Consider the following 23172-nt stretch of genomic DNA (forward strand, 5'->3'; position numbering starts at 1 on the left):
AATGCGAATATGCGCAAAAACTACGCAATGCGCATATCAACAGCGGGGCGAAATGTTCGCGCGACAGACCTGCGAACGGATGCCCTTTGCTACATCTCGTCGATCTGCGTACTGCGCGTTTCGCCCTGCGCGGCCAGTGAATACCGCTCGCGCGTCTTCACGTAGAAGCTAGCGCCAAAGCGCCCCACCGGGAAGTAGTGCTGCAGCCGCACGCGCCAGGTTTCGGTGTCGATGAGTTCGTCGCGCGCATGCATCCACCGCACCTGCCCGATAAAGATCTGGCGGCTGTCGGTCTCCAGCGTTTCCCACAACGTGCACTCGAAAGCGACCGGCGCTTCGGCGATGCGTGGCGGCTTGACGTAGTTGCTCGGCAAGGCAGTGAAGCCGACCACGTCGAGCTCGCTCACATGCGGCGGATGGCGCTCGCCGCAGCGGTGCATCTGTTCGGCAGTGTCTTCGTCTGCCAGGTGCACCACGAACTCGCGCTCGCGCACGATGTTGGCTGCGGTGTCCTTGAGCGCGCCGTCTTGCAGCCGGTTGACGCTGATCATCACGATCGGTGGCTCTTCGCCCATCATGTTGAACATGCTGAAGGGGGCCGCGTTGACCACGCCGTCGGCGCCGAGCGTGGTCACCAGCGCGATCGGCCGCGGCACGATCAGGCTCGCCATGAGCTTGTAACGCTGGTGCTCGGTGAGCTTGGAGAAGTCGATGTCCATCCGGAGTCCCTGGTGTTCACATGAGGTTACGGGCCGTCATGCTGGCGGGTTTTTAATGAGGCGCATGCCAGAACGCGATCCACAAGAGTATTCCAGAGACCCAGCAGAATTCAGGCCAACGCGCGAGTCGCCGACGTTGCGCATCGTCATCGTGCTGCTCGTCCTTGCCGCCGCTGCAGCAGCAGGGTGGTGGTACTGGTCGCAACAGCGGCAAACGACACCGCCCGCACCGACTGCGATGGCGCCACAGCCGGACATCCCAGCGACACCTGCGGCACCGCCTGCTGCGCCCGCTGCCACAGGCCCGCAAAACCCGATCGACGCCCTTGCGCAGCCGGACGCGGCGCTGCCTTCTCTGGCCGATTCGAATGCGGCAGTGACCAAGGCGCTGACCGATTTGCTGAGCGCCAAGTCGGTGGCGTCGTTCCTGCAGATCGATGACTTCGTGCGCCGCTTCGTCGCGACCGTCGACAACCTGCCGCGTGCGCAAGCGCCTTCGCGCATGTGGCCAACGCAACCCACGCCGCAGCGCTTCGAAGTGACGGGCACAGACGAGACGCTGACCCTCGATCCGGCCAATGCCGGGCGCTACACCGACTTCATCGCGTTCACGGATTCGGTCGACAGCGCCAAGGCCGTCGCGGTCTATGCGCGCCTGTACCCGCTGTTTCAGCAGGCCTATGAAGAGCTGGGTTATCCGGGCAAGTACTTCAATGACCGGCTGGTCGCGGTTATCGACCATTTGCTGGCGGCCCCGGAGCCGCAGGGTCCATTGCAGCTCAAGCTGACCGAGGTGAAAGGCACCGTGCCGTCGTCACGGCCGTGGACCCGCTACGAGTTCGCCGACCCGCAGCTCGAGGCGTTGTCGAGCGGGCAGAAGCTGCTGGTGCGAATGGGGCCGGACAACGAGCGGCGGATGAAGTCAAAGCTGCGGGCGTTGCGTGGGCAGGTGGCTACGGGGGAAATGGCGAAGCGTTAGCAAGAGCCGGACGTGCTGTCACTCAACGCCGCTGAATATCCGCCCCGCCGAGGTACACCCGGTTAAACACTGGCGAGATCACCAACTCGTTGATGCACACGTGCGGCGGCATCTCGGCGATGAAGCGAATGGTCTTGCCCATGTCGTCTTCTTGCAGCATGCGCGCTTTGTCTTCTTCGCTTGGCTCGACAGGGCGCTGCTTGAGGATCGGCGTTGATACCTCTCCAGGACACAGCGCGGTGGCGCGCAAACCATTCACGCATTCTTCGATGTTGAACGAATGCGTGAGCGCCATCAAGCCCGCCTTGCTCGCGATGTAGGCCGGCCCGGTGAGGTAGCTGAAGTGCCAGCCCGCGAACGACGCGACGTTGATGATGGTGCCGCGGCGGCGCGCCTGCATGCCCTTCAGCACGGCCAGCGTGCAAAACGTGGCGCCGTTGAGGTTGATCGCCATGACCTGCTCGAAGGTGGCCGCGTCGGTCTCTTTCCAGAAGCGCTTCGGAAAGTTGACACCGGCGCTGTTGACCAGGATGTCGACGCCCCCGTGCTGCGCCTGGATGGCGGTTGCGACGCGCTCGACGGAGGCGCGATCGGACACGTCCAGCGGCAGGGCCGTGATGCTGCCCGATGGCGCGCCGCGGTCTGCTGCCTGCTTGACTGCCCCAGCGAGTTTGGCTGCGTCGCGCCCCGAGATGACGACGCGGCAACCCGCTTGCGCGAGCGCGACGGCGCCGGCCAGCCCAATGCCGCTGCCACCACCGGTCACCCAGGCGATCTGGCCTTCGAGCAAGCCGGAAAATGTTTCGGTGTCTTTCATGTCTTGTCCTCCACAGTTGTCTCGTACATTTCCACCGGCACGCAACTGCAAAACAGATTGCGGTCCCCATAAACGTTGTCGACCCGCCCGATCGGCGGCCAGTATTTGGCCTGCCGCAACGCAGCCAGCGGAAACGCCCCCAGCTCGCGCGAATACGGGTGCGGCCACTCGGCGCCGAGCAGAATGGCTGCGGTGTGAGGCGCGTGCTTGAGCGGGTTGTCGTCCTGCGGCCAGACGCCTTCTTCGATGCGCCGGATCTCGCCACGGATGGCGATCATGGCGTCGACGAAGCGATCGAGTTCGGCCAGCGGCTCGCTTTCGGTCGGCTCGACCATCAGCGTGCCCGGCACCGGGAAGCTCAGCGTCGGCGCATGAAAGCCGTAGTCGATGAGCCGTTTGGCGACGTCTTCGGCGGTGACGCCGCTGGTCTCTTTCAGCGGGCGCAGATCGAGAATGCACTCGTGCGCGACATGCCCGCGACCTTCGGCGTTCTGACTGGCGTAAAGCGTGGGGTAATGGTTTTTCAGCCGTGCGCTGATGTAGTTGGCCGACAGGATGGCCGTCTCGGTTGCGGCCTGCAAGCCTTCAGCGCCCATCATGCGGCAGTACATCCAGCTGATCGGCAGCACCGCGGCGTTGCCGAGTGGCGCGGCCGATACCGCACCGACGCCATGCGATGCGATACCGGCCGTCGCATGTCCCGGTAAGAAGGGCACGAGGTCTGCGACCACGCACACCGGCCCGACACCCGGCCCGCCGCCGCCGTGCGGAATGCAGAAGGTCTTGTGCAAATTGAGGTGGCTCACATCGCCGCCGAACTCGCCCGGCGCGGCCACGCCGACCAGCGCGTTCATGTTGGCGCCGTCGACATACACGCGACCGCCGTGCGCGTGCACCAGCGCGCACAGTTCCTTCACGCCAGCTTCGAACACGCCGTGCGTGCTCGGGTAGGTGATCATCACCGCGGCCAATTCGGCGCTGTGTTTTTCGCAGGCGCGCCTCAGGTCGTCGAGGTCTACATTGCCTTGCGCATCGCAGGCCGTCACGATCACCTGCATGCCGGCCATCTGTGCGCTGGCTGGGTTGGTGCCGTGGGCCGACGACGGAATAAGGCAGATGTTGCGCCGCTCTTCGCCGCGCGATGCGTGGAACGCCTTGATCGCCAGCAAGCCGGCGTACTCGCCTTGCGAGCCCGCGTTCGGCTGCAGGCTGATGCCGGCATAGCCGGTCGCTTCGCACAGCCAGTCGCGCAGTTGCTGGTCGAGCTCGGCATAGCCCCGGAGCTGATCAGCCGGTGCGAACGGATGAATGTTCGCGAACTCGGGCCAGGTGATCGGGATCATCTCGCTCGTCGCGTTGAGCTTCATGGTGCAACTGCCGAGCGGAATCATGGTGCGGTCGAGCGCCAGATCCTTGTCGGAGAGGCTGCGGATGTAGCGCAGCATCGCCGTCTCGCTCTTGTGGGTGTTGAACACCGGGTGCGTCATGAAAGCGCTGGTGCGGCGCAGCGCTTCAGGGATGCGCGGCTTCACCTTTTCAGCCAGTACCGCGAAGCGCGGCATCGGCGTGCCGGCCGGCACGAACAGCGCCCACAGCATTTCGATGTCGGTGCGCGTCGTCGTCTCGTCGAGCGAAATGCCCAGGTGCTGTTGCAGCCGATGGCGCAGGTTGACGTTGGCCGCATGTGCGCGCTCGAGGATGTGCGTGGTGTCGTCGCCGCTCTTCACCGTCAGTGAATCGAACGCCGTCGTGTTGACCAGTTCGCGCCCCATCTGCTCGAGCCCTTGCGCCAGCACCGCGGTGAGTGCGGCGACGCGTTGCGCGATGCGCGTGAGCCCGGCCGGGCCGTGATAGACCGCGTACATGCTGGCGATGACGGCCGGCAGCACTTGCGCCGTGCAGATGTTCGACGTCGCCTTCTCGCGGCGGATGTGCTGCTCGCGCGTTTGCAGGGAGAGCCGGTAGGCAGTCTGACCATGCGCATCGATGCTCACGCCGACCAGACGGCCCGGCAGCGAGCGCTTGAACGAATCCCGACATGCCAGGTAAGCAGCGTGCGGGCCGCCGTTGCACATCGGCATGCCGAAGCGTTGCGTGGTGCCGCAGACGATGTCGGCGTCCCACTCGCCGGGAGGCGCCAGCAACGTGAGCGCCAGCAGGTCGGCCGCGACGCAGAAGGCTGCGCCCTTGGCATGCGCGAGGCCGGCCAGCGGACGCAGGTCGTGCACTTGCCCTGTCGTTCCTGGGTATTGCGCCAGCGCCCCGAAGAAATCACCGCTGGTCATCAGGTGTGGCAGCGTGTCGGAAGCGGTGCTGACCTTGATCTCGATGCCCAGCGGCGCGGCGCGCGTGCGCAGCACTTCGATGGTTTGAGGATGGCAGTCGCCCGCCACCAGAAACACGTCGCTCTTGCTCTTGACGCTGCGTTTGGCCAGCGTCATCGCTTCGGCCGCGGCGGTGGCTTCGTCCAGCATCGACGCATTGGCGATCGCCATGCCGGTGAGGTCGCACACCATCGTCTGGAAGTTGAGCAAGGCCTCCATACGACCCTGCGAAATCTCGGCCTGGTAGGGCGTGTACGCCGTGTACCAGGCCGGGTTTTCGAGGATGTTGCGCAGGATCACGCCGGGTGTGTAGGTGCCGTAGTAGCCCTGCCCGATGAAGTTGCGCGCGACCTTGTTCTTCGCCGCGATCGCCTTGAGTTCGGCCAATGCGCCGGCTTCGCTGATCGGCTGCGGAAGATCCATCGGCTTGCTTCGACGGATCGATGGCGGCACGATGCCGTCGATCAGTTCCTTGCGCGTGGCCGAGCCGATGACGGGCAGCATGCGCGCTTCGTCTGCAGCTTCGATGCCGATGTGGCGCGTGATGAATTCATCGGCGTTCTCGAGTTCACGAAACGAAGGCAGCGAAGGCAACGAGGGCAGGGCAGACATCGGCATGGCGAGTGATCAGGCTTCGCTGGAAAACTTGTCGTAGGTGGGTGCGTCCATCAGCGCGTCGAGCTGCAGCGCATCGGCCAGCTTCACCTTGAAGAACCAGCCGGCACCGAGCGGGTCGCTGTTGGCCAGCGATGGGTCGGCGCGCAAGGCTTCGTTCACTTCGGTGACTTCCCCCGACAGCGGCATGAAGACGTCGGCCGCGGCCTTGACCGACTCGACCACGCCGGCGACTTCGCCCTGCGCAAAGGTCTTGCCGACTTCGGGCAGGTCGACGAAGACGACATCGCCCAGTGCGTCCTGCGCGTGGACCGTGATGCCGACGGTGACCGGAGCGCCTGCCTCGGCGGCATCGACCCATTCGTGGTCTTTGGTGTATTTGACTGTCATCTGAAAACTCCTTGAGAAAAAAATTCAGCCTCTGAAATAGTGCGTCGGAACGAATGGCAGCGTGGTCACTTCCATCGGGACCGCCTTGCCGCGCACGATCGCCTGAATGCGGGTACCGGGCTCGGCATAAGCCAGCGCGACATAAGCCATCGCGATCGGCCGTTCGGCGGTCGGGCCAGGCAGGCCGCTGGTGACCTGGCCGATGGCCAGTCCGCCCTCGAACGATTCGAGCAGCGTGCCGTCGCGCACCGGGATGCGCTCCAGCGCGACCAGGCCGACGCGCTTGCGCTTGAGCGTCGCGTGATCGGTATGACCTGCGCCGCCGGTCGAGGCAGTGAGCTGTGCCAACACCTTGTCTGCGCCCGGAAAACCGCCTTCGCGCGTACCTCCGGCGCGTCGCACTTTCTGGATCGCCCAGTTGAGCGCGGCTTCGACGGGCGTCGTCGTGCTGTCGATGTCGCTGCCGTACAGGCACAGCCCGGCTTCGAGCCGCAGCGAGTTGCGCGCGCCCAGGCCGATGGGTTGGACTTCGGGTTGTGCCAGCAGCAGTCGCGCAAGCGCTTCGGCATCGCGCGCGGCCACCGAGATCTCGAAGCCGTCTTCGCCGGTGTAGCCACTGCGGGTGACGAAGACCGGAATCTTCGGGCCGTCGCCGTGGTTGATCAACACCGCACCGCCGGTCATGAAAACGAACTGTTCGATGCCTGGACACAGGCGCGCCATCGTGGCCGCAGCCTGCGGCCCCTGCAACGCGAGCAAAGCATGGTCGGGCAACGGCTGGACTTCGCATCGGTTGCCGATCTTGCGCTGGATGTGCGCCAGGTCGGCCACCTTGCAGGCGCCGTTCACGATGACGAAGATCGAGTCGTGTCCTTCGTTGAAGAACATCAGGTCGTCGAGGATGCCGCCCTCGTCGTTCAGCAGCAGGCCGTAGCGCTGCTTGCCCGGCGCGAGGCCGATGACGTCGACCGGGATCAGCGTTTCAAAAGCTGCCGCCGCATCGGGCCCGACCAGCCGCAGCTGGCCCATGTGCGAGATGTCGAACAGGCCCGCGGCGTTGCGCGTGTGCTTGTGTTCGGCGAGCAGGCCGGCCGGGTATTGCACCGGCATCGAGTAGCCGGCGAACGGCACCATGCGGGCGCCGAGTTCGACGTGCAGATCATGGAGCGGAGTTTTAAGCAAGGCGTCGGTAGCGTCGGATGGGGCAGCGGCCATGGCAATTTCCAGCAAAAAAAGCGCCCGATTTCGCTAGGGACGCGGTGTCGGTTTTTTTACCTGTGCGCCGGTTCCCCGTTCGAGGCCCCTGCGCCTTCGTCGGCCTCGAACGGCGAGGCATTCTCTTGTCCTCCGTCAGTGTAGTGGGTCGCGCCGATCGTGTTGGGTCGGCCGTACCTTGGTGGCGAATTCAGACCCGCCAGGATGGGGTAACCCCTGTAAATAGCGCGCTAGCACCCGCCAGGCGTTCATTGGCCGAATACTTGTCACGTACGCACCCACGCAAGGAGACAAAGTATGAAAAGACATCGCAAGGCAACCGGCATTGTTCTGGCCGTGCTGTTGACAGGCGCCCAGGCGTCGGCCTTTGCCAATTCGGCACTGGCCAGCAAGTACGGTTGCCTCGGCTGCCATGCCGCGGCCACCAAGCTGGTGGGGCCGGCCTACCAGGACGTGGCAGCGAAATACAGCGGCGACAAGGGAGCCGTCGAGATTCTCATGAAGAGCATCCGGAACGGCGGTACCGGCAAGTGGGGCGATATGGCCATGCCGCCGCAGGCCCAGGTATCCGAGGCCGATCTGAAGCGCCTGGCCACGTGGATCCTCGGTGGTGCTCGTTGAGCACGGGCGTGATGGCAAGGGCTTTCCCTTGGATGTAGCTGGCTAAAACCTGCAGGCTGGAAGCGGGTGCAACACTGGCTCGCCACTCAAAAAAACCGGAGACAAGACATGCGTGTGATTGCTATTGAACCGTTGGCGTTGGCGCTGCCCGACGCAGACTCGTGCACCGAAGACAACGGCAGTGTGCCGAAGATGAATCTGCCGCTGGCACGCCGCAATTTTCTGAAGGGCTCGGGCATCCTGATGGGCACCCTTGCCACTGGGTCGGTGCTGGCGGCGCTGGCGCCGTCGCGGGCCTGGGCGCTGGAACTGCAGCAGCTCAGCAAGAGTGAAGGGCAGACGCTGATGGCCATGGGCCGGGTGCTGTATCCGCACAAGAAATTGCCCGATGCGGTCTACGCGCTCCTGGTCAAAGACCTGGATGCCAAAACCGAGGCGGTGCCGATGCTGCGCACCGGCATTGCCGCGCTCGACGAGGCTGCCGGTGGCAGCTTCGTCAAAGCCCCGGCCGCGAAGAAGCTGACGGTGGTGAAAGCGATCGAAGGCACGCCATTTTTCAACGCGGTGCGTGGTCAATGCGTGACCTCGCTGTACGACAACGACATGGCCTTCGCGGTCTTCGGCTACCCCGGCTCGGCCTGGGAGAAGGGTGGCTACATCACCCGTGGTTTCCAGGATCTCAAATGGCTGCCGGCGCCGACCCTGGCCGCCAGCCCGCCGCCGTTTCTCGGTTGAGCAGCGCCTGCCATCCCGACTATTCATACAAAGCAAGCAGGAGACAGACAACATGGCAAAGTTCGATTCCAGTGACGACTCGGTGGTCGTCATCATTGGTTCAGGTGCCGGCGGCGGCACGCTGGCCAACGAGTTGGCCCAAAAGGGCATCAAGGTGGTGGTGCTGGAGGCCGGCGCACTGCAGTCCAGCGCCACCTTCATCAACGACGAGTGGAAGTCGTTCGGCCAGATCGCCTGGCTCGACAACCGCACCACATCGGGCAACTGGCGTGTTGCCACCGACTTCCCCAATCTGCCGGCATGGATCTGCAAGACGGTCGGCGGCACCACGACCCACTGGGCCGGTGCGTCGCTGCGACTGCAGGACCATGAATTCAGGGTGCGCACGGTGTATGGCGATATCAAGGGCGCCAACCTGATGGACTGGCCGGTCACGCTGAAGGAACTGGAGCCCTACTACGCACGCGCCGAAGACAAGATGGGTGTGACGCGGACCAACGGCATCCCGGGCCTGCCAGGCAACAACAACTTCAAGGTCCTTTACGCCGGCGCCACCAAGCTGGGCTACAAGGAAGTGCATACCGGCAACATGGCCATCAACAGCCAGCCGCGCGACGGTCGCGGCCGTTGCATGCAACTGGGCTTTTGTTTTCAGGGCTGCAAGAGCGGCGCCAAGTGGAGCACGCTCTACACGGAGCTGCCCAAGGCCGAGAAGACCGGCAACATGGACCTTCGACCCGAGAGCCATGTCACGCGCATCGAGCACGACGCGGCCGGCAAAGTGAATGGGGTCGTCTACTTCGACAAGGAGGGCAAGGAACAGCGGCAGAAGGCGCGCATCGTGTGCGTCGCCGGCAACTCGATCGAAACCCCGCGCCTGCTGTTGCTGTCGGCCTCCAATCTGTACAAGGACGGGCTGGCCAACAGCTCGGGCCAGGTCGGTCGCAACTACATGCGCCATCTGACCGGATCGGTTTACGGCATGTTCAAGGATCCGGTCCACATGTACCGCGGCACCACCATGGCCGGCATCGTTCGCGACGAAGCCCGTCACGACCCGAAGCGCGGCTTCGTCGGCGGCTACGAACTGGAAACGTTGTCTCTCGGTGTGCCCTTCATGGCAGCCTTCCTGAATCCAGGCGGCTGGGGTACCGAGTTTGCCGAGTACATGGACAACTACACGCGCCTGGCCGGCATGTGGATCGTCGGCGAGGACATGCCGCGCGAAAGCAATCGCGTCACGCTCAATGCCACCCTGAAGGACAAGTGGGGTAGCGCCATCCCCAATGTGCACTTCGACGACCACGAGAACGACATCGCGATGAGAGAGCACGCGTTTCGCCAGGGCCAGCGTGTCTACGCGGCGGCCGGCGCCATCAAATCGTTTCGGACGCCACCCTACCCGAGCACGCACAACATGGGCACCTGCCGCATGGGTGCATCGGCAAAGGACAGTGTCTGCAACGCCCATGGCCAGACGCACGACATCGCCAACCTGTTCATAAGCGACGGCAGCCAGTTCACCAGCGGTGGCGCCGAGAACCCGACGCTGACCATCGTTACGCTCGCGATCCGGCAGGCGGAGTACATCGCCAGCCAGATGACGGCACGCGCGGTTTGAGTTTTATGTCATCAACCAAAGGAGGCTGCCATGTGTGAGTTCTTCGTCAACGCCGACCCCATCCTCTATGAGCAGCGCTCGCGTACCGTGCGCATTCATGGTGTGCTCACCAGCTTGCGCCTGGAGAACATGATGTGGGACACGCTGGCCGAAATGGCGGCAGAAGAGGGGCGTACCACCAATGCATTGATCTCGACGTTTCACGACGAGGTGCTGGCGCACCGTGGTGAGGTGCCCAACTTCGCATCGTTCCTGCGTGTGACGTGCATGCGCTACCTGCGGCGCCGGCTGCTGGCCAGCGAGACGCCGCCGCGCCTCGTTGGCCCGGCGCCAACGTCGGCCGTATCGGCCGCATCGGCAATGGTGCGCCCTTTGGCGGTGGCGACGTCCCGATGAGCTTCACCACCGAAATCCATCCAGGCGTCTGCGCGGAGCCGAATGCAGCGTCGCAGAGCTTCGTGTTCAACCACAGCATGCTGCGCGTGAAGGATCCGGCGGTGGCGCTCGATTTCTACAGCCGCGTGTTCGGCATGCGGGTACTGCGCAAGCTGGATTTTTCGGAGATGCAGTTCTCGCTCTATTTCCTGCACAAGCCAGTGGCCGGCCACGCACCGCCCGACGATGTAGGCGAACGCACCGCGTGGACTTTCAGCCAGACCGGCATCCTCGAACTCACGCACAACTGGGGCACCGAAAACGACGTCGACTTCAAATACCACGACGGCAATGCGCAACCGCAGGGCTTCGGGCACATCTGTTTTTCGGTGCCCGACCTGGACGCCGCGGTGCAGTGGTTCGACGACAACGGGGTGACGTACGTCAAGCGCCCCGATCAGGGCAAGATGAAAGACGTCGCCTTTATCAAGGACCCGGATGGTTACTGGATCGAGATCGTCGAGCCGGCCCGGCTCAAGAAGCTGGGTCGATCCTGACTCTTCGATTTTCGGTGGCATACCCACGCAATTCGGCGCAAATTTGGCGAAGCGCGGCGCGTTGAAATCAGGGCCCGCCACCCGGGTTGGGTATGCCAGCAAGCGCACCCGTGACTGCACCACTCCATATGGCCGGACAAAACGCATTGGCCGTACCGACCTTGTCGCCCAGTGCATCCAGGCCGCTGCCCAGCAACTGGTTCGCCCACTCGGTGCTGTTGTTGCGCACGAAGGCAAACATATTGGTCATCGCATCGCCCGGTGCTTCCAGCACGTTGTTACCCAGATTGTTGTTCCACTGCGGATCCCATTGCAGATCGATGCTGCGATCGCTTTTGGGGCCGAAGGCATAGAACGGATGCCAGTAGATCGGCGACTCCATGCCGACGACGCCTTCGGCAGTCAGCGGAATCTTGCCTTGGTCGAGGTAGAACGCGTCCAGCTGAGTGAGCCGGAAGTCGCCTGCGGGTGCGGTGGCGCCATCGGGTGACAGCACCTTGAAGTAAGCCTCGGCGACGAACTGGTAGCCCTGCAACGCTTTCACGATCAGGCGATTCGCAATAGGGATACCGAGCCGATAACCGTAGTGCACGTGCAAGTGCAGCACGCTCGCTTCGCCCAGCGTCTCGTTCGAAATAGCGCCACGCAGTTCGCCGTCGGGCGGCGTCGGGTCGTCGATGCCGGCGCCGGTCGACAGCGCCTTCGCCTTGTAGTCGTAGGGCAAGGGCTTTCGGTAGCGCATCGTGTCGTTAGGGATCTGCACCACCCAGCGGTTCTCGCCGAAGTTCTCGACGAACGACCAGTCGATAAAGGCATGTTGCGTCGGGTTCAGGTACTCGATGCAAGCCGATTCGATCAGGTCCTTGTTGGTGTCGACCCAGCCTTTGACGAGCCCGCCGGGGCTGGCTTCGCGCACATTGAGCGGCATCATTCCCTTGACCAGTCCTTGCCAGACGCTGCCGCGCGTCAGTACGTTGGTGGTGGTCTCCAGTGCCGCGCTCTTCACCGCGCCCCAGCCCGTCGCATTGGGCATGCGCATGATGAAGGGCAGTGGCATGCCGTTGTTGAGCGAGCCGGCCCGCGCGGCCTCGTGCGCTGCGTATTCCAGCGTCAACCGCGTTCGGTAGATCAGGCCGAACTGCACGAGGCACATCACGAACAGGATGAGCACGGGCAGTGCGATCAGCGTCTCGGTCATCGAGATGCCGTGCTGGCGGCTTCGGCCGCTGGGTCGGTGGGCAGGTCGCGCGGTCATGCGGGTTCCTTTTCGGTTTTCCATCCGTACAAGCTCGTACCGACGAAGAGTCCGAGTGCGCGCGCCTGGCCCGCCGCCAGTTCGAGCACGCTCGCAGCCTTCCGGCACATCGCCATGCGCATCGGCGCGAGGCGCTCCGCGATGCGCACGATGCGGCCGGTGCGATCGACGAAGACGACGTCGATGTCATGCCGCATGCCGACCGTGTGGACCGAACTACAGCGCGTGATGAAGAGGCCCTCGCTGCCCTGCAACTCAGGCCGGCCGAGCAACCCGCGCGTGCGGTCCCAGCCGCTTTCGGCAATGCGCACCGGGCCGATCGGCTGCGCCGTCGACGTGGCAAAAAGGTGAACTGCGCGCATGGACTCAGTTCGTCCGCGTCGACGCAAGGAACTCCATCACCAGCGGAAAAAAGATAATGATGAAAGTCACCGGAAAAATGAAGATGACCAGCGGCCCGATCATCTTCACCGGCGCTTCCATGGCCAGCTTCTCGGCATGCTGAAAACGCTCGGTGCGGCGCTGGTCCGAAATGGCCGAGAGCGTGTCGGCCAGGCTGGCGCCAAGCGATTCGGCCTGCGTCAGATTCGACACCAGGCTCTTGATGTGCCGGTTGTCGAGCCGGTCGGCCAGCGCATTGAGGGCGTCCATGCGGCTCGCGCCGGTGCGCATCTCGCGCATCATCCGGTCGAACTCTTCGCCCAACGCACCCTTCGGGCCTTTCTGCACGGCCTGCGCAATGGCGCCTGTGAGGCTCAGCCCGGCCTGGCAGCACAGCGTGATCATGTCGAGGTAGCCCGGGAGGGTGCGCAGGATGTCCTTGTCGCGGCGCTTGCGCCGGTCGCGCATCCACATGACCGGATAGAACCAGCCCAGCACGCAGCCCAGCAGCATGATCCACACCTTGGTGCCTGCCACCGCGTTGAGCATGCCCGCGGTCCACAGGCCGAGCCCGCCGACGATCAGCATCGAGACGATCTGCACCGCGATGAACTCTTCGGCGCGCAGCACGAATTCCAGCCCGGCCAGTTGCAGCTGGCGCTTGCGCTTGACCAGCATCGAAGTCGGCATGATTTCCGATACGTGGAACTGCAGGATGTTGATGGCCGGCCACACCACGCGCAGCGCGATCGGCAGCGGGTCCATGTGGGTGCGCTCCGAAGGCCGGGCCTTGCGGATGAGCGCGATGACGTACAGCAGCAGCACCACGCCCGTGGTCGCGCACAGGAAGATGATGAGAAGCAGGATGAGCTGGCGCATCGGGTGTCCTGCTGTCAGATATCGATCGCGACGATCTTGCGGATCATTGCGTAGCCCAGCGACAGCATCACTGCGACAACGCCCAGCACGGCCCAGCCGATGGTGGTGGTGAAGAGCAGCTTCATGCTCGGCTGCATCAGGTAGAGCACACCCATCAGGAACAGCGGAAACAGCGTCATCACAATGCCCTGGATGCGGCCCTGTGCGGTCAGCGCCTTGATGCGGCCTTCGAGGATGGCCTTGCGGCGCAATGTCTCGGCCAGCACCTGCAGCGGCTCCGACAGATTGCCGCCGACTTCCTTGGACACGCGCAGCGCGACCACGACCAGCACGAAGTCCTGGATATCGAGCCGCTGCGCCATTTTCTGGATCGCATCGTCGAAGCTGACACCCAGCCTTTGCTCCTTCAACACCAGCCCGAACTCCTGTCCCAGCGGGCCTTGCTGGTCGCGCACCAGCACCTGAATGGCCACCGACAAGGCGCTGCCTGCGCGCAATGCGCTGGCGATGAAGAGCAGCGCATCGGGCAGCTCCGATTCGATCAGCTGGCGCCGCTTCTTGCGTTGCCATGCGAACCAGCGCGCCGGCAGAAGATAGATCAGCACCGCCAGCACCAGCCCGCCGACCAGTCGACCCGACAGCAGCCAGCCGACCGCAGCGCCGGCGATGACCATCGCCATGTGGCCCGACGCGAAAGCCATCGCGTGCTGTGCCTGGAACTCCGACAGGTTCAGGGTGCGGCGACCGCTGCTCTGCAGCTTCTGCATGACCCTTGCCGTGAAGACCGACGAGCGCTGCAGCACGAGGTATCCGACCAGGCAGAAAAAGCCCATGCCGCACAGCACGGCGCCCGTCAATGCGATCGTATTGGGGCTCATGCCGTTGTCTCGCCGAACATGTAGTTCATGTCGAGCTTCACGCCGTGCTCCTGCAGCCGCGTGAAGAACTCCGGCACCGGCCCCGCGGCGCCAAAATTGCCGACCGTCCTGAAGTCCGCATCGACGCCGGTCTTGCGGAACACGTAGATGTCCTGCATCTGGATCACGCCTTCCGAAAAGCCGGTGATCTCGGTGATCTGCGTCACCTTGCGGCTGCCGCACGAAAAGCGGGTGAGCTGCACGATGAGGTCGACAGCAGAAGCGATCTGTTCGCGGATGGCCGAGACCGGGATGTTCATGCCGGCCATCGTCACCAGCACTTCGAGCCGCGAGACGGCATCGCGCGGCGAGTTCGAATGCAGCGTGGTGAGCGAGCCGTCATGACCGGTGTTCATGGCTTGCAGCATGTCGAGCGCCTCACCGCCACGGCACTCGCCGACCACGATGCGGTCGGGCCGCATGCGCAGCGAGTTGCGCACCAGGTCGCGAATCGCGATGGCGCCCTTGCCTTCGATATTGGCGGGACGCGATTCGAGCGACACCAGGTTGGGCTGCCCCAGCGAGAGCTCGGCGGCGTCTTCGATCGTCACGATGCGCTCGTCGGACGGGATGAAGTTAGACACCATGTTCAAGAGCGTCGTCTTGCCGGTGCCGGTGCCGCCGGAGACGATGATGTTGAGCTTTTCCTGCACGGCGATGCGCATGAACTGCACCATCTGCGGCGTGATCGAACCCATCTGGACCATGCCCTCGTGACCCATCCGGTTCTTGGGAAATTTGCGGATCGTGATGCTCGGGCCGCGCAGGGCCAGTGGCGGAATGATGGCGTTCACCCGCGAGCCGTCTTTCAGCCGCGCGTCGACCATCGGCGAGCTCTCGTCGATGCGCCGGCCCAGCGGCGTCACGATGCGTTCGATGGCGCCCAGCACCGCGATGTTGCTGGTGAAGGCGACGTTGGTGCGCTCCAGGCGACCGGCACGCTCGATCCAGATTTCGTCGAAGCGGTTGACCATCACCTCGGTGATGGTGTCGTCCTTCAGCAGCACTTCGAGCGGGCCGAGGCCGATGGCTTCGTCGAGCAGCTGCTGGCTCAGCAGGTTGCGGTCGAGTTCGGGTGGCAGGTCGCGCGTATCGCGAATGATCTCGGCGATGAGTGCGCGGATATTCGAGCGCAGCTCTTCGTCCTTCATCTGCGCCGTGTCGATTCGGCGGTTTTCCAACTGCTGCAGCAAGGTGCGATGCAGCGATCGACGCCAGCGCAGCAACGGATCTTCGAGCAGCGGCACGGCGGTGCGCACTGGCGCGTCCGAGTCGTTGGGCAGCTCCGCGCCCGCGGGCTGCAGAGAGGCGTCGAGTAAGACCACCAGCGTGTGGCCGCCGATGATGATTTCTTCACCGCCCGCCATCGGCCCGTAGCGCGTTACGCGGTTGCCGTCGACCCAGGTTCCGAACAGGCTTCCCAGGTCCTGCAGGAACACTTCTTCATCGTTCACGACGAACTGCGCGTGCTGGCGCGCCACGTTCCAGCCGGGCAGCACGATGGCACTTGCGCTGTCCTTGCCGATCTGCAGTTCGGGCACGTCCAGCGCGATCTCGCGCACGGGCTGCTGGGGCGAATTGACCAGGACCTTGTGCATCGCGTCGGCCTCAGGGCGCCTCTTGCTGGCCGGGCGTCAGCGGCGGTGCGCCGTCCGGTGTTGCACGGCGCGCGGCACCGTCGCCGGTGGCTGGCTTCGACTGGTCTTCAACCAGGTTGCCGAAGCCGCGGTTGACCTGGTCCTCGATGCGGTTCGCGCGCTCGATGCGCGGCGCGCTGTAGGCTGGGTCGACCACGCGCGGCGTGATGAAGACGACCACTTCCTGCTCGGTGTCGGTGTCGGTGTCGGCACGAAAGGCGCGCCCGATGATCGGTGCGCGGCGCAGGCCCGGCAGGCCGTCGCTGGCGCGCGACGACTCGCGCTTGATCAGGCCGGACAGCACGATGGTCTCCCCGTCGCGCACGTTGAACTCGGTGTCGGTGCGGCGGATCAGCAGGCCCGGTATGCCCTGCACCGCGACGCTGCGGTCGATGCTGCTCACCTCCGTCAGGATGCTGCCCGACACGTTGCCGGCACCGTCGGCAATGGGCTTGATGTTGAGTCGCACGCCATACGGCTTGAACTCGACCGAGCCCGCACCCTGCGTGCTCAGGGCGGGCAGCGGAAACTCGCCACCGGCCAGGAACTTGGCCTCGCCGCCACTGCGGGTCGACAGGTTGGGCGTGGCCAGCAGGAACGCATTGCCGCGCTGCACCAGCAGGTTGATTTGCGAGCCCAAGGTCGCGGCCACGCCGAAGTAGCTTTGCGGCGTGCGCTGGTTGCGGCTGAGCAGCGCGGCGCCGGCAGGCGTCGCATCCGTGAAGGTGGTGTCGGCTGGCAGCACACGATAGGAGCCGCTCGATGCGATGTCCGAGAACAATCCCAGGCTGAAGCCACCGTTGGTCGTGCCTTGCCAGCGCACGCCCAGATCGTCCAGCGCGGTCTTGTTGAACTCGACGATGCGCACCTGGATGTCGACCATGCGATCGACGCGAATGCGATCGGCCGTTGCGAGCGACACCACGGCCGGGCTGTAGAGCTGCGCCACGGTGCCCAGTCGCTCGACCGCGCCGGGGTCGAGGTTGCTGCCGTCCATGACGATGCGCTCGCCGATGCGGCGGATGTTCACGCCCGTCATTCCCTTGGTGATCTCGCGCAGCTCGGCCTCGATGCGCTCGAGGTCGATGATGTTGACGCGCACCTTGACCTTGCGCACGCGGCCCGCCTTGTCCCACACATGCAGCGTGCTGTCGCCCGCGTCCTGCGCGGTGATGAGCATGTTGTTGCCATCGAGCACACGCGCTTCGAGCACCTTGCCGCTGCCGATGGCGACGCGCGCCACGTTCGGCATGCGCACCAGCGCCATCTGGCCGACATACAGGGTGAGATTGGCCGGCAGGTCCTGCATGACCGTGGCGCGGCTGGCGAGTTGATCGAGTTCGGCGGCGCTGATGGTCGGGCCCGTGGTCGGGCTATTGGTCGTACTGGTGGTCGTACTGGTGGAGGGGGCGGCAGCGCCCGCTGCAGGTGCAACGACAGGCGCAAGAGGGCGGATACCGGGGGAGCGTTCGATCGGCGCGGACATCGACGGCGATGCTGGCGACGACGTGGACCCGGACGACATCGCAGCCGGTGCGACCGTCCCCGGTGGCAAGGTAGCGGGGCGTTGCTGGGCCAGCGCGGGACCCTGCGCCAGCAGGCACCAGGTCGCGGTTGCAGCGGCAGTCGCAGCCAGGCTGCTTCGGCGGACGATCGAACGTTTGCAGTAGGTCAAAGGCAGGGCGCTCTCGGGCGTCGTGGATAAGAAATCGGAAGCACCGAGGTCGATGTTCGACAGCACGGCGGAAAGGGGTCGGGGTCGATGCGGCTTCACCGTGGCGGCGCGGCTGCAGGCTCTGACGGCGCGGGTGCCGCGTTGGCTGCTGCAGCCGCTGCGATCGCTTGTTGCAGCCCCTGGCCCAGCCCCGATCCACCGGCGCCGCTGCGCCCGTTCGAGCCGCCGACGATGTATTCCACTCCCGGCGGCGCTGCTGCGTGAACGGCGGCGGAGGGACGCATGCGGTACGGCCGAAAGCCGTCGACGATGGCATCGAGGTCCATCGCATCGACGCCGGTTCGCATGGTCTGGCGGTCTTCGGGATTGCGCAGCGCGGCCACGATCTTGCCCATGCGCTGCGCGAGGATCAGCTTCTGCGCATCGGCGGGCGCGATGGCCACGGTGACCGTGGAATAGCGCTGCTGCGCATACGGATCGGCCTCGGCCGACACCTCGGAGCGTTTGCGCATCGAAGCGAATTGTTCCGACGTGATCTGGCCGGTGGCGCGCACCTCGACGTCCTGCAGCAGCGGCACCACCACGGCCTGCGTGCCTTCCTTCTGCTTTTCGACCACGTACATGAAATCGATGCGGTCGCCGGCGCGCAGCATGCCGGAGATCGAGCTGATCTCGTCCACCGGAATGGTGATCGCGCGCACGCCGCGCTCGATCTCTTCGGCGAACACCTTGCGCGGCGCCGCGAAGAACGAGGCGAGCAATGGTTTGCCGGCAGCCACCGGCACTGTCAACTGGCGTCCGGCGAACTGCACGAAGGTCTCGGGCGTGAGCGCGTCGTTGTGCACGTATTCGGTCGGCACCGATCGCTTGGCGACCATGGTCGGCAGCACCACCATGCCGTCGCCGAGCGCCTGGCGCGCCACCACCACGTCGCGTCGCTGGCTGTTGGCGTCCTGCTCGAGGCTGGCGGCAATCTCGCGCTCGCTGGCGCGCAGGTAGTACCAGCCGAGGCCGGCCGCCAGGAGCCCGAGGATCAGTGCGCCGATGAGCGGAGACAACCGCCGAAGGTTCTGCTTGACTTTGAGGAGGCCGGGAGAAGGTTTCATCGATGGCTGTGTAGAGGCGGTAGCGGAGGTCTGCAGGCGGCTAGAGCGGATAGGAAAGGGTGTACGAATACGTCGACCAGGCATCCTGGAAAGCCTTGATCAGCAGACCGACGACCGAGCGGTCGTAGCCCGGCACGGTGGCGAAGAGCGCCACGGCAAGGATGCCGGCGACGATGACGTACTCGGTCATCACCTGGCCGCGTTGGTATCGCTTCATTCGGGCGTCGTCTGGCTGGCGACGACGAAGCAGCTGCCTTCTTGTCGCGCGATGGTCACGACCATTTCCTCGGTGCCTCGACGGAACACCAGCGCAGAGCGCGTGCCGGCCTCCACGGTGCGGTCTTGCAGTAGCGCCCAACCCAGCAGCACCATGCGCTCGCGGAGATACAGCGCATTGGTCTCGACGCTCATCCCGTTGGTCAGCATGATGGTGCGGTTGCGTTGTCCGGGATCGAACGAGAGCGTGTCCGACACCACCTGAGAGCCGGGCGGCCGTGGGAAGCCCTTGCCGATGCGGTCGGTGCGCTCCTGCTCGCTCGGGCCGCCTTCTTCGTACAGCGCGGCGCTCGCCAGCCGGCCGAGTGTCTTGCCCGGCGTACCGCGCAACTGAACCGTCACCTGATAGATGCCCATCCGCGCCCCGAGCACGCGCACCTCGCCGACCTGGCTCGCGGCGTAGCCGACCTTGTCCTTGAACCACGCCTCGTACCAGCGCGCGACCTCGGCCACCGAAGCATCGGTTTCGAAGCCGCGAATCTGCATCGGCACCGTGTTCTGCTCGATGTACTGCGCGATCCAGTAGCTCCTGGCATCGGGTGGTGGCGGCACCAGCGGCCAGTCGCGTTGCGGCGCAGCGGCCCAGCTCGCAGTCGCTCCGAGCCACAGCGCCACGGCGCCGATGAAGGCGGCGACGCGAATGCGTTGCGAAGCGTTCTGCAGAGCAAACGGCGGTGCGGCGTTCACGGCAGCGTGTTGACCACGGGTGTCGGCGGAAACGCGCGGTAGTAGCGGAACTTGTCCTTGGGGCTGCCGCCATCGGCATCGGCACCGCCGCCCGTCTCGGTGGTCGCCTGCGGCGTGATGCGCTCGAAGCGGTCGAGAGGGGTCTTCTCGATCGCATCGCCCGGCGTCAGGCCGAAGGTGAGGTTCGCATTCTTGAAGCCGGGATAGACCTGGCTGATCGCGTATGCGGACTGATGCAGTCCGCCGCGCAGTTGTTGATAGAACACGCTGTCGGTCAGCTTGAGCGGAACCAGGCCCTGGATCTTCTTTTCTTCGCGGTTGGTGCCGCCGGCGTTCCACGCTTCGGTCAGCATCGTGACCTGCTCGGTCATCTCGATCTGCGGCATGAGCGTGAACGACGCATTGGTCTGCGTCACGTCGACCTGATTGCGCAGGTAGCCGCCGCTCACAAAAGTAAATTTGCCGAGCGACTGCGTGATGATGTTGTTGCCCAGCGCGTTCTGCGCCACCCGGATGGTGTCCCGCAGCGTGTCGCTGGCGTTGAGCAGCGAGGGCAGGGTGGCCGCACTCGTGGTGGCCACCACGCGCGTGGTGCGCGCATCGATGGCCGGCAGCGTCGGCTCGAACTCCGCGATGTCCGCCGCATGAATGGTGGCGCCCTCGGTCGCGCGATCTCTGAAGATATGACGGCGCAGGTCGCGGGTCACCTCGTCGTCCGATTTCTTGATGGCACCCGACGCACCCTTGGCCTCGGCCGCGTCGATCGCGTTGGTGCCCGGCATCCAAACCGTGCGTTGCCATGCCAGGAGCTTGGCGGCGGCCACGGTCTGCTGGCGCTTGGTGCCGTATTCGGCAATGGCCGGGATCGCTGCGAGCGCGATGGCGGCAAAGCTGATCACGAGCAGGGTTTCGGTCATCGCATGCCCCTGCATGCGTGCGGTGCGGTGTGGGGGCACGGGTGCGGTCTTCATCAGTCGCCGCTGTCTGGTTCGGCCGCGGCACCGATCGCCGCGCCACCCATGGCGATGGCCCGTGCCCACAACGATGGCTCGACGTTGTGCACGTGCCAGTACGGGCTGAAGAGGCTCCGGTGCTCGATGTAGCCGCCAGCAAAACCCACGTTGAATTTTCCGATTTGCGGTGGATCGTCGGCAGAAAAGTCGCGCCGGGCCCAACGGTCTTGCGGCCGCCGAAAGTACACCTGCGAGGTCGACACCGCCTTGATGTAGTCGCCACCGAAGTTGTCCTTGAGCCCCGCACGAGAACCCTCGGTCGTATCGCCGAAGCCGGCCACCTCCCCGGTGCGGATGCGCTCGGCGCCCTTTTGCACGACCAGCGTGAGGGCCGGGCCCTTGTCGGTGTTCTTGCCCCACTTCAAAGGGTTCTTGCCCTTGAAGCCGTTCTCGCCCAACCAGTTGTCGGACTCGTGGGCGACCATCGGCTCGTGCGCCTTGACGTCGATGAAGCGTGGCATCGACCAGTCCTGCGTGAGGTTGGTGCCGATGCTGGTGCGCGGGCCGTAGTGCAGCTTGGCATCGAACTGGAGCACTGGCCAGGCGCCGGGCAGGATGCCGCCGTTGCGGTTGCCCGCAGCGCGCTCGAACGAGCCGCGGACCATGTAGGCGCTGTCGCCGATGGTGTCGTTCAGCCCGCCGTAGTCGCGCGCTTCGGTCGCAAAGGTGTCGAGGGTCAGGCGCTGGCCTTCCCAGCTCTTCATCACGTTGGGACCGCCGGCCGCGGCGGCGCCGGCGCCGAGTCCGAAGCGACCGCGTGCGATGTCGCTCGCGCCGCCGATGAGGTCGGTGTAGAGCAAGCCGATCGGCAGGCGGATCTCGATGGCGTCGGCCGACTGCCACCGGATGCGGCCCGGTCGTCCACCGAGAATGCCGCGGTCGGCCACCAGTTCGGTCCCGCCGTTCCAGTCGACCAGACCGCTGATGACGCTGCCCGCCAGATTGGCGAACCCGGGCGGCGTCACCGGGAAATTGCTGACGATGCCTTTGAGCGAACCCGCGACGCCGGAGCCGATCCACGTCGCCCAGTCGGGCAGAAAGCGGCGCTTCTTGGTCCAGTCGTCGCGCGTGGCTTGCGCGGCATGGGCGAAGCGCAGCACCTCGTTGTAGTCGTCCTCGTCGAACGGCCCGCGCGCCGACTGGTGATAGCTCTTCAGGTACAGGCCGAGATCTGCGACGAACTTGGTCGCGAGGATGGTCGTCTCGCCCGGCGGCACGGTGGCGTCCGGGTCGTTGGCGCGAAGCACGTCGACGATGACTTGCGGCAGTTGCGCGGCCGTGCTGGCGAGCATCGCGACCTGGCTTGCGGAGATGCCCTGGTTGAGGATGCGCAGCACATCGACGCCGATCTGCAGCGGCTTGGACGCTGGCTCCACGAAGCCTGCGATGCGGTCGGCGGTGCGCTGCAGCTTGAACGCCTCGGCGACATTGATCCAGTACTTAATGAAGAAGATCTCCCCTATGACAGGGGTTTTGCTTCGCTCCAGGTTGCGCAAGCCCTCGAAGCCCTTGGCGATCACGCGACCTTCCTGGATGTTGGCCGCGCTCGTAATGAAAGCGCCCATCGCGGTCTGCACGCTGGCCAGGGTCGCGATGCTGGCCTCGTTGGCCGCCATCGCGCGGTTGGTGTACGCAAGGTAGTTGAGGCTGCGCGCGGTGAGCACGCTGGCGCTGTAGGTGGTCGCGTCGGCCGTGTTCTGCAGCTTCATTTTTTCGCGCGTCGCAGTGGCCGTGTTGTAGACCACCAGGATGCTCAAGAAAACGATCGGCAACATCGCCACGATGAAGACGATGGCCTGGCCGGCCTGCCGACCCGGATGTCGATGCCGACCCGTCTGATGCTTCGGCATGTTCGGGCGGGTCATCGGCGCGAGCGCGGGATGTTTAGCGCCTGGTTACTTGGCGCCGTCCGCCGCGCCCTTGGTGTAGGTGCTCATGTTGTAGTTCACATCGGCGTTGGTGGAGCCCTTGCCGGCGGCGGTCTGCGCCTTGGTCACCTCGGCCGAGCCGGTCTTGCCGCCGACCTCCTGCGACATGCCTGCCACCTGGTTGCGCAGCGTCTGCCCGAAGAAGCTGAACACCGCGATCGCAGAGATGGCGATCAGCCCGAGGATCACCAGGTACTCGGTCATGCCCTGGCCCTTGACCTTGATCTTCGAGACGATGTGGCGACGAACCTGGCTCAGACGTTGGGTATTCATGGAAGCTCCTGTGAAAGACATGATGAAGACACCTTGCAAGGCGATTCCGATGGCGTTCAGGCCACGGTTTGCAGGGCACGCGAATCGAGTCTATGAAGGGGCTTTAGGGACGTTCTGTAGGTTTCTCGCCAACCCCGATACAAAACCGTGGTCAGGTGTAAGTCAGTGTTAACGAAT

23 protein-coding genes are annotated in these 23172 nt (G+C 64.8%); 6 read left to right on the top strand and 17 right to left on the bottom strand.

The annotated features are described in order from the left end of the window. Nucleotides 1-89: 89 nt before the first annotated feature. Nucleotides 90-719, bottom strand: a complete 630-nt coding sequence (locus RCH10_RS22900; protein ID WP_409054216.1) for a flavin reductase family protein — start codon at nt 717-719, stop codon at nt 90-92. A gap of 64 nt (nt 720-783) precedes the next feature. Here RCH10_RS22900 and RCH10_RS22905 point away from each other — a divergent pair, with 64 nt between their 5' ends. Then, complete coding sequence (locus RCH10_RS22905; RefSeq protein WP_409054217.1) at nt 784-1698, top strand: DUF3014 domain-containing protein; 915 nt, start codon at nt 784-786, stop codon at nt 1696-1698. A 22-nt stretch (nt 1699-1720) separates the two neighbouring features. Here RCH10_RS22905 and RCH10_RS22910 read toward each other — a convergent pair whose 3' ends face one another. From RCH10_RS22910 to gcvT, 4 genes are read right to left on the bottom strand one after another with little or no spacing between them, the layout of a single operon-like run. After that, nucleotides 1721-2515, bottom strand: a complete 795-nt coding sequence (locus RCH10_RS22910) for an SDR family oxidoreductase (RefSeq protein WP_187051523.1) — start codon at nt 2513-2515, stop codon at nt 1721-1723. Beyond that, nucleotides 2512-5451 carry an aminomethyl-transferring glycine dehydrogenase gene (gcvP, locus tag RCH10_RS22915; RefSeq protein ID WP_409054218.1) on the bottom strand — a complete coding sequence of 980 codons (2940 nt, stop codon included), beginning with the start codon at nt 5449-5451 and terminating at the stop codon, nt 2512-2514. The genes RCH10_RS22910 and gcvP overlap by 4 nt, the downstream gene beginning before the upstream one ends. Nucleotides 5452-5466: 15 nt before the next feature. Then, entirely contained in the window at nt 5467-5844 is a 378-nt protein-coding gene (gene gcvH, locus RCH10_RS22920) for a glycine cleavage system protein GcvH (RefSeq protein WP_187051524.1), read from the bottom strand. A 24-nt stretch (nt 5845-5868) separates the two neighbouring features. Beyond that, on the bottom strand, nt 5869-7059 hold the full coding sequence (gene gcvT / locus RCH10_RS22925; protein WP_409054219.1) for a glycine cleavage system aminomethyltransferase GcvT: 1191 nt from the start codon (nt 7057-7059) through the stop codon (nt 5869-5871). 297 nt (nt 7060-7356) lie between these two features. On the opposite strand from gcvT, the gene RCH10_RS22930 reads away from it, so the two are divergent. From RCH10_RS22930 to gloA, 5 genes are all read left to right on the top strand, one after another. Beyond that, nucleotides 7357-7680: a c-type cytochrome gene (locus RCH10_RS22930; RefSeq protein ID WP_187051526.1), complete on the top strand. Its 324-nt coding sequence runs from the start codon at nt 7357-7359 to the stop codon at nt 7678-7680. A 108-nt stretch (nt 7681-7788) separates the two neighbouring features. Further along, nucleotides 7789-8415, top strand: coding sequence for a twin-arginine translocation signal domain-containing protein (locus RCH10_RS22935; protein ID WP_409054220.1), 627 nt, complete (start codon nt 7789-7791; stop codon nt 8413-8415). Nucleotides 8416-8467: 52 nt separating this feature from the next. Next, nucleotides 8468-10036 (top strand): GMC family oxidoreductase, encoded by a 1569-nt coding sequence (locus tag RCH10_RS22940; RefSeq protein ID WP_323500941.1) that lies wholly within the window; start codon nt 8468-8470, stop codon nt 10034-10036. 30 nt (nt 10037-10066) lie between these two features. Continuing rightward, a complete protein-coding gene (locus tag RCH10_RS22945; protein ID WP_323500940.1) occupies nt 10067-10432 on the top strand; it encodes a ribbon-helix-helix domain-containing protein in 366 nt (121 codons plus the stop codon). Then, the gene (gloA, locus tag RCH10_RS22950; protein ID WP_323500939.1) at nt 10429-10968 is read left to right on the top strand and encodes a lactoylglutathione lyase; all 540 of its coding nucleotides are present in this window, start codon (nt 10429-10431) and stop codon (nt 10966-10968) included. Before RCH10_RS22945 ends, gloA begins: the two co-directional genes overlap by 4 nt. A 67-nt stretch (nt 10969-11035) precedes the next feature. Here gloA and RCH10_RS22955 read toward each other — a convergent pair whose 3' ends face one another. The 12 genes from RCH10_RS22955 to RCH10_RS23010 are packed head-to-tail and all read right to left on the bottom strand — an operon-like array spanning nt 11036 to nt 22995. After that, a complete protein-coding gene (locus tag RCH10_RS22955; protein WP_409054221.1) occupies nt 11036-12223 on the bottom strand; it encodes a TadE/TadG family type IV pilus assembly protein in 1188 nt (395 codons plus the stop codon). Continuing rightward, nucleotides 12220-12585 (bottom strand): DUF192 domain-containing protein, encoded by a 366-nt coding sequence (locus RCH10_RS22960; RefSeq protein WP_409054222.1) that lies wholly within the window; start codon nt 12583-12585, stop codon nt 12220-12222. Before RCH10_RS22960 ends, RCH10_RS22955 begins: the two co-directional genes overlap by 4 nt. Nucleotides 12586-12589: 4 nt before the next feature. Continuing rightward, on the bottom strand, nt 12590-13483 hold the full coding sequence (locus RCH10_RS22965) for a type II secretion system F family protein (protein WP_187051533.1): 894 nt from the start codon (nt 13481-13483) through the stop codon (nt 12590-12592). A gap of 14 nt (nt 13484-13497) precedes the next feature. Then, nucleotides 13498-14361: a type II secretion system F family protein gene (locus tag RCH10_RS22970; protein WP_409054223.1), complete on the bottom strand. Its 864-nt coding sequence runs from the start codon at nt 14359-14361 to the stop codon at nt 13498-13500. Further along, on the bottom strand, nt 14358-15998 hold the full coding sequence (locus tag RCH10_RS22975; RefSeq protein WP_409054224.1) for an ATPase, T2SS/T4P/T4SS family: 1641 nt from the start codon (nt 15996-15998) through the stop codon (nt 14358-14360). The genes RCH10_RS22970 and RCH10_RS22975 overlap by 4 nt, the downstream gene beginning before the upstream one ends. Before the next feature lie 10 nt (nt 15999-16008). Next, on the bottom strand, nt 16009-17778 hold the full coding sequence (locus RCH10_RS22980) for a type II and III secretion system protein family protein (RefSeq protein WP_409054225.1): 1770 nt from the start codon (nt 17776-17778) through the stop codon (nt 16009-16011). 29 nt (nt 17779-17807) lie between these two features. Next, nucleotides 17808-18818 (bottom strand): Flp pilus assembly protein CpaB, encoded by a 1011-nt coding sequence (cpaB, locus tag RCH10_RS22985; RefSeq protein ID WP_187051536.1) that lies wholly within the window; start codon nt 18816-18818, stop codon nt 17808-17810. Between the two features lie 40 nt (nt 18819-18858). Beyond that, nucleotides 18859-19035 carry a hypothetical protein gene (locus RCH10_RS22990; protein ID WP_409054226.1) on the bottom strand — a complete coding sequence of 59 codons (177 nt, stop codon included), beginning with the start codon at nt 19033-19035 and terminating at the stop codon, nt 18859-18861. Continuing rightward, complete coding sequence (locus RCH10_RS22995) at nt 19032-19781, bottom strand: hypothetical protein (RefSeq protein ID WP_409054227.1); 750 nt, start codon at nt 19779-19781, stop codon at nt 19032-19034. Before RCH10_RS22995 ends, RCH10_RS22990 begins: the two co-directional genes overlap by 4 nt. Then, nucleotides 19778-20752, bottom strand: a complete 975-nt coding sequence (locus tag RCH10_RS23000) for a hypothetical protein (RefSeq protein ID WP_409054228.1) — start codon at nt 20750-20752, stop codon at nt 19778-19780. Before RCH10_RS23000 ends, RCH10_RS22995 begins: the two co-directional genes overlap by 4 nt. Further along, nucleotides 20752-22659, bottom strand: a complete 1908-nt coding sequence (locus RCH10_RS23005; RefSeq protein ID WP_409054229.1) for a TadE/TadG family type IV pilus assembly protein — start codon at nt 22657-22659, stop codon at nt 20752-20754. The genes RCH10_RS23000 and RCH10_RS23005 overlap by 1 nt, the downstream gene beginning before the upstream one ends. Before the next feature lie 30 nt (nt 22660-22689). Continuing rightward, entirely contained in the window at nt 22690-22995 is a 306-nt protein-coding gene (locus tag RCH10_RS23010; RefSeq protein ID WP_187051540.1) for a Flp family type IVb pilin, read from the bottom strand. Nucleotides 22996-23172: the final 177 nt, after the last annotated feature.

Source organism: Variovorax sp. GrIS 2.14 (assembly GCF_046115955.1).
GTDB lineage: Bacteria > Pseudomonadota > Gammaproteobacteria > Burkholderiales > Burkholderiaceae_C > Variovorax.

Coding starts and splice junctions, on each gene's coding strand:
- RCH10_RS22965 (WP_187051533.1), bottom strand. CDS start 13,483: ATGCGCCAGCTCATCCTGCTTCTCATCATCTTCCTGTGCGCGACCACG.
- RCH10_RS23010 (WP_187051540.1), bottom strand. CDS start 22,995: ATGAATACCCAACGTCTGAGCCAGGTTCGTCGCCACATCGTCTCGAAG.
- RCH10_RS22935 (WP_409054220.1), top strand. CDS start 7,789: ATGCGTGTGATTGCTATTGAACCGTTGGCGTTGGCGCTGCCCGACGCA.
- RCH10_RS22960 (WP_409054222.1), bottom strand. CDS start 12,585: ATGCGCGCAGTTCACCTTTTTGCCACGTCGACGGCGCAGCCGATCGGC.
- gcvP (WP_409054218.1), bottom strand. CDS start 5,451: ATGTCTGCCCTGCCCTCGTTGCCTTCGCTGCCTTCGTTTCGTGAACTC.
- RCH10_RS22930 (WP_187051526.1), top strand. CDS start 7,357: ATGAAAAGACATCGCAAGGCAACCGGCATTGTTCTGGCCGTGCTGTTG.
- gloA (WP_323500939.1), top strand. CDS start 10,429: ATGAGCTTCACCACCGAAATCCATCCAGGCGTCTGCGCGGAGCCGAAT.
- gcvH (WP_187051524.1), bottom strand. CDS start 5,844: ATGACAGTCAAATACACCAAAGACCACGAATGGGTCGATGCCGCCGAG.
- cpaB (WP_187051536.1), bottom strand. CDS start 18,818: ATGAAACCTTCTCCCGGCCTCCTCAAAGTCAAGCAGAACCTTCGGCGG.
- RCH10_RS23005 (WP_409054229.1), bottom strand. CDS start 22,659: ATGACCCGCCCGAACATGCCGAAGCATCAGACGGGTCGGCATCGACAT.
- RCH10_RS22905 (WP_409054217.1), top strand. CDS start 784: ATGCCAGAACGCGATCCACAAGAGTATTCCAGAGACCCAGCAGAATTC.
- RCH10_RS22990 (WP_409054226.1), bottom strand. CDS start 19,035: ATGAAGCGATACCAACGCGGCCAGGTGATGACCGAGTACGTCATCGTC.
- RCH10_RS22955 (WP_409054221.1), bottom strand. CDS start 12,223: ATGACCGCGCGACCTGCCCACCGACCCAGCGGCCGAAGCCGCCAGCAC.
- RCH10_RS22940 (WP_323500941.1), top strand. CDS start 8,468: ATGGCAAAGTTCGATTCCAGTGACGACTCGGTGGTCGTCATCATTGGT.
- RCH10_RS22945 (WP_323500940.1), top strand. CDS start 10,067: ATGTGTGAGTTCTTCGTCAACGCCGACCCCATCCTCTATGAGCAGCGC.
- RCH10_RS22970 (WP_409054223.1), bottom strand. CDS start 14,361: ATGAGCCCCAATACGATCGCATTGACGGGCGCCGTGCTGTGCGGCATG.
- RCH10_RS22900 (WP_409054216.1), bottom strand. CDS start 719: ATGGACATCGACTTCTCCAAGCTCACCGAGCACCAGCGTTACAAGCTC.
- gcvT (WP_409054219.1), bottom strand. CDS start 7,059: ATGGCCGCTGCCCCATCCGACGCTACCGACGCCTTGCTTAAAACTCCG.
- RCH10_RS23000 (WP_409054228.1), bottom strand. CDS start 20,752: ATGAAGACCGCACCCGTGCCCCCACACCGCACCGCACGCATGCAGGGG.
- RCH10_RS22910 (WP_187051523.1), bottom strand. CDS start 2,515: ATGAAAGACACCGAAACATTTTCCGGCTTGCTCGAAGGCCAGATCGCC.
- RCH10_RS22975 (WP_409054224.1), bottom strand. CDS start 15,998: ATGCACAAGGTCCTGGTCAATTCGCCCCAGCAGCCCGTGCGCGAGATC.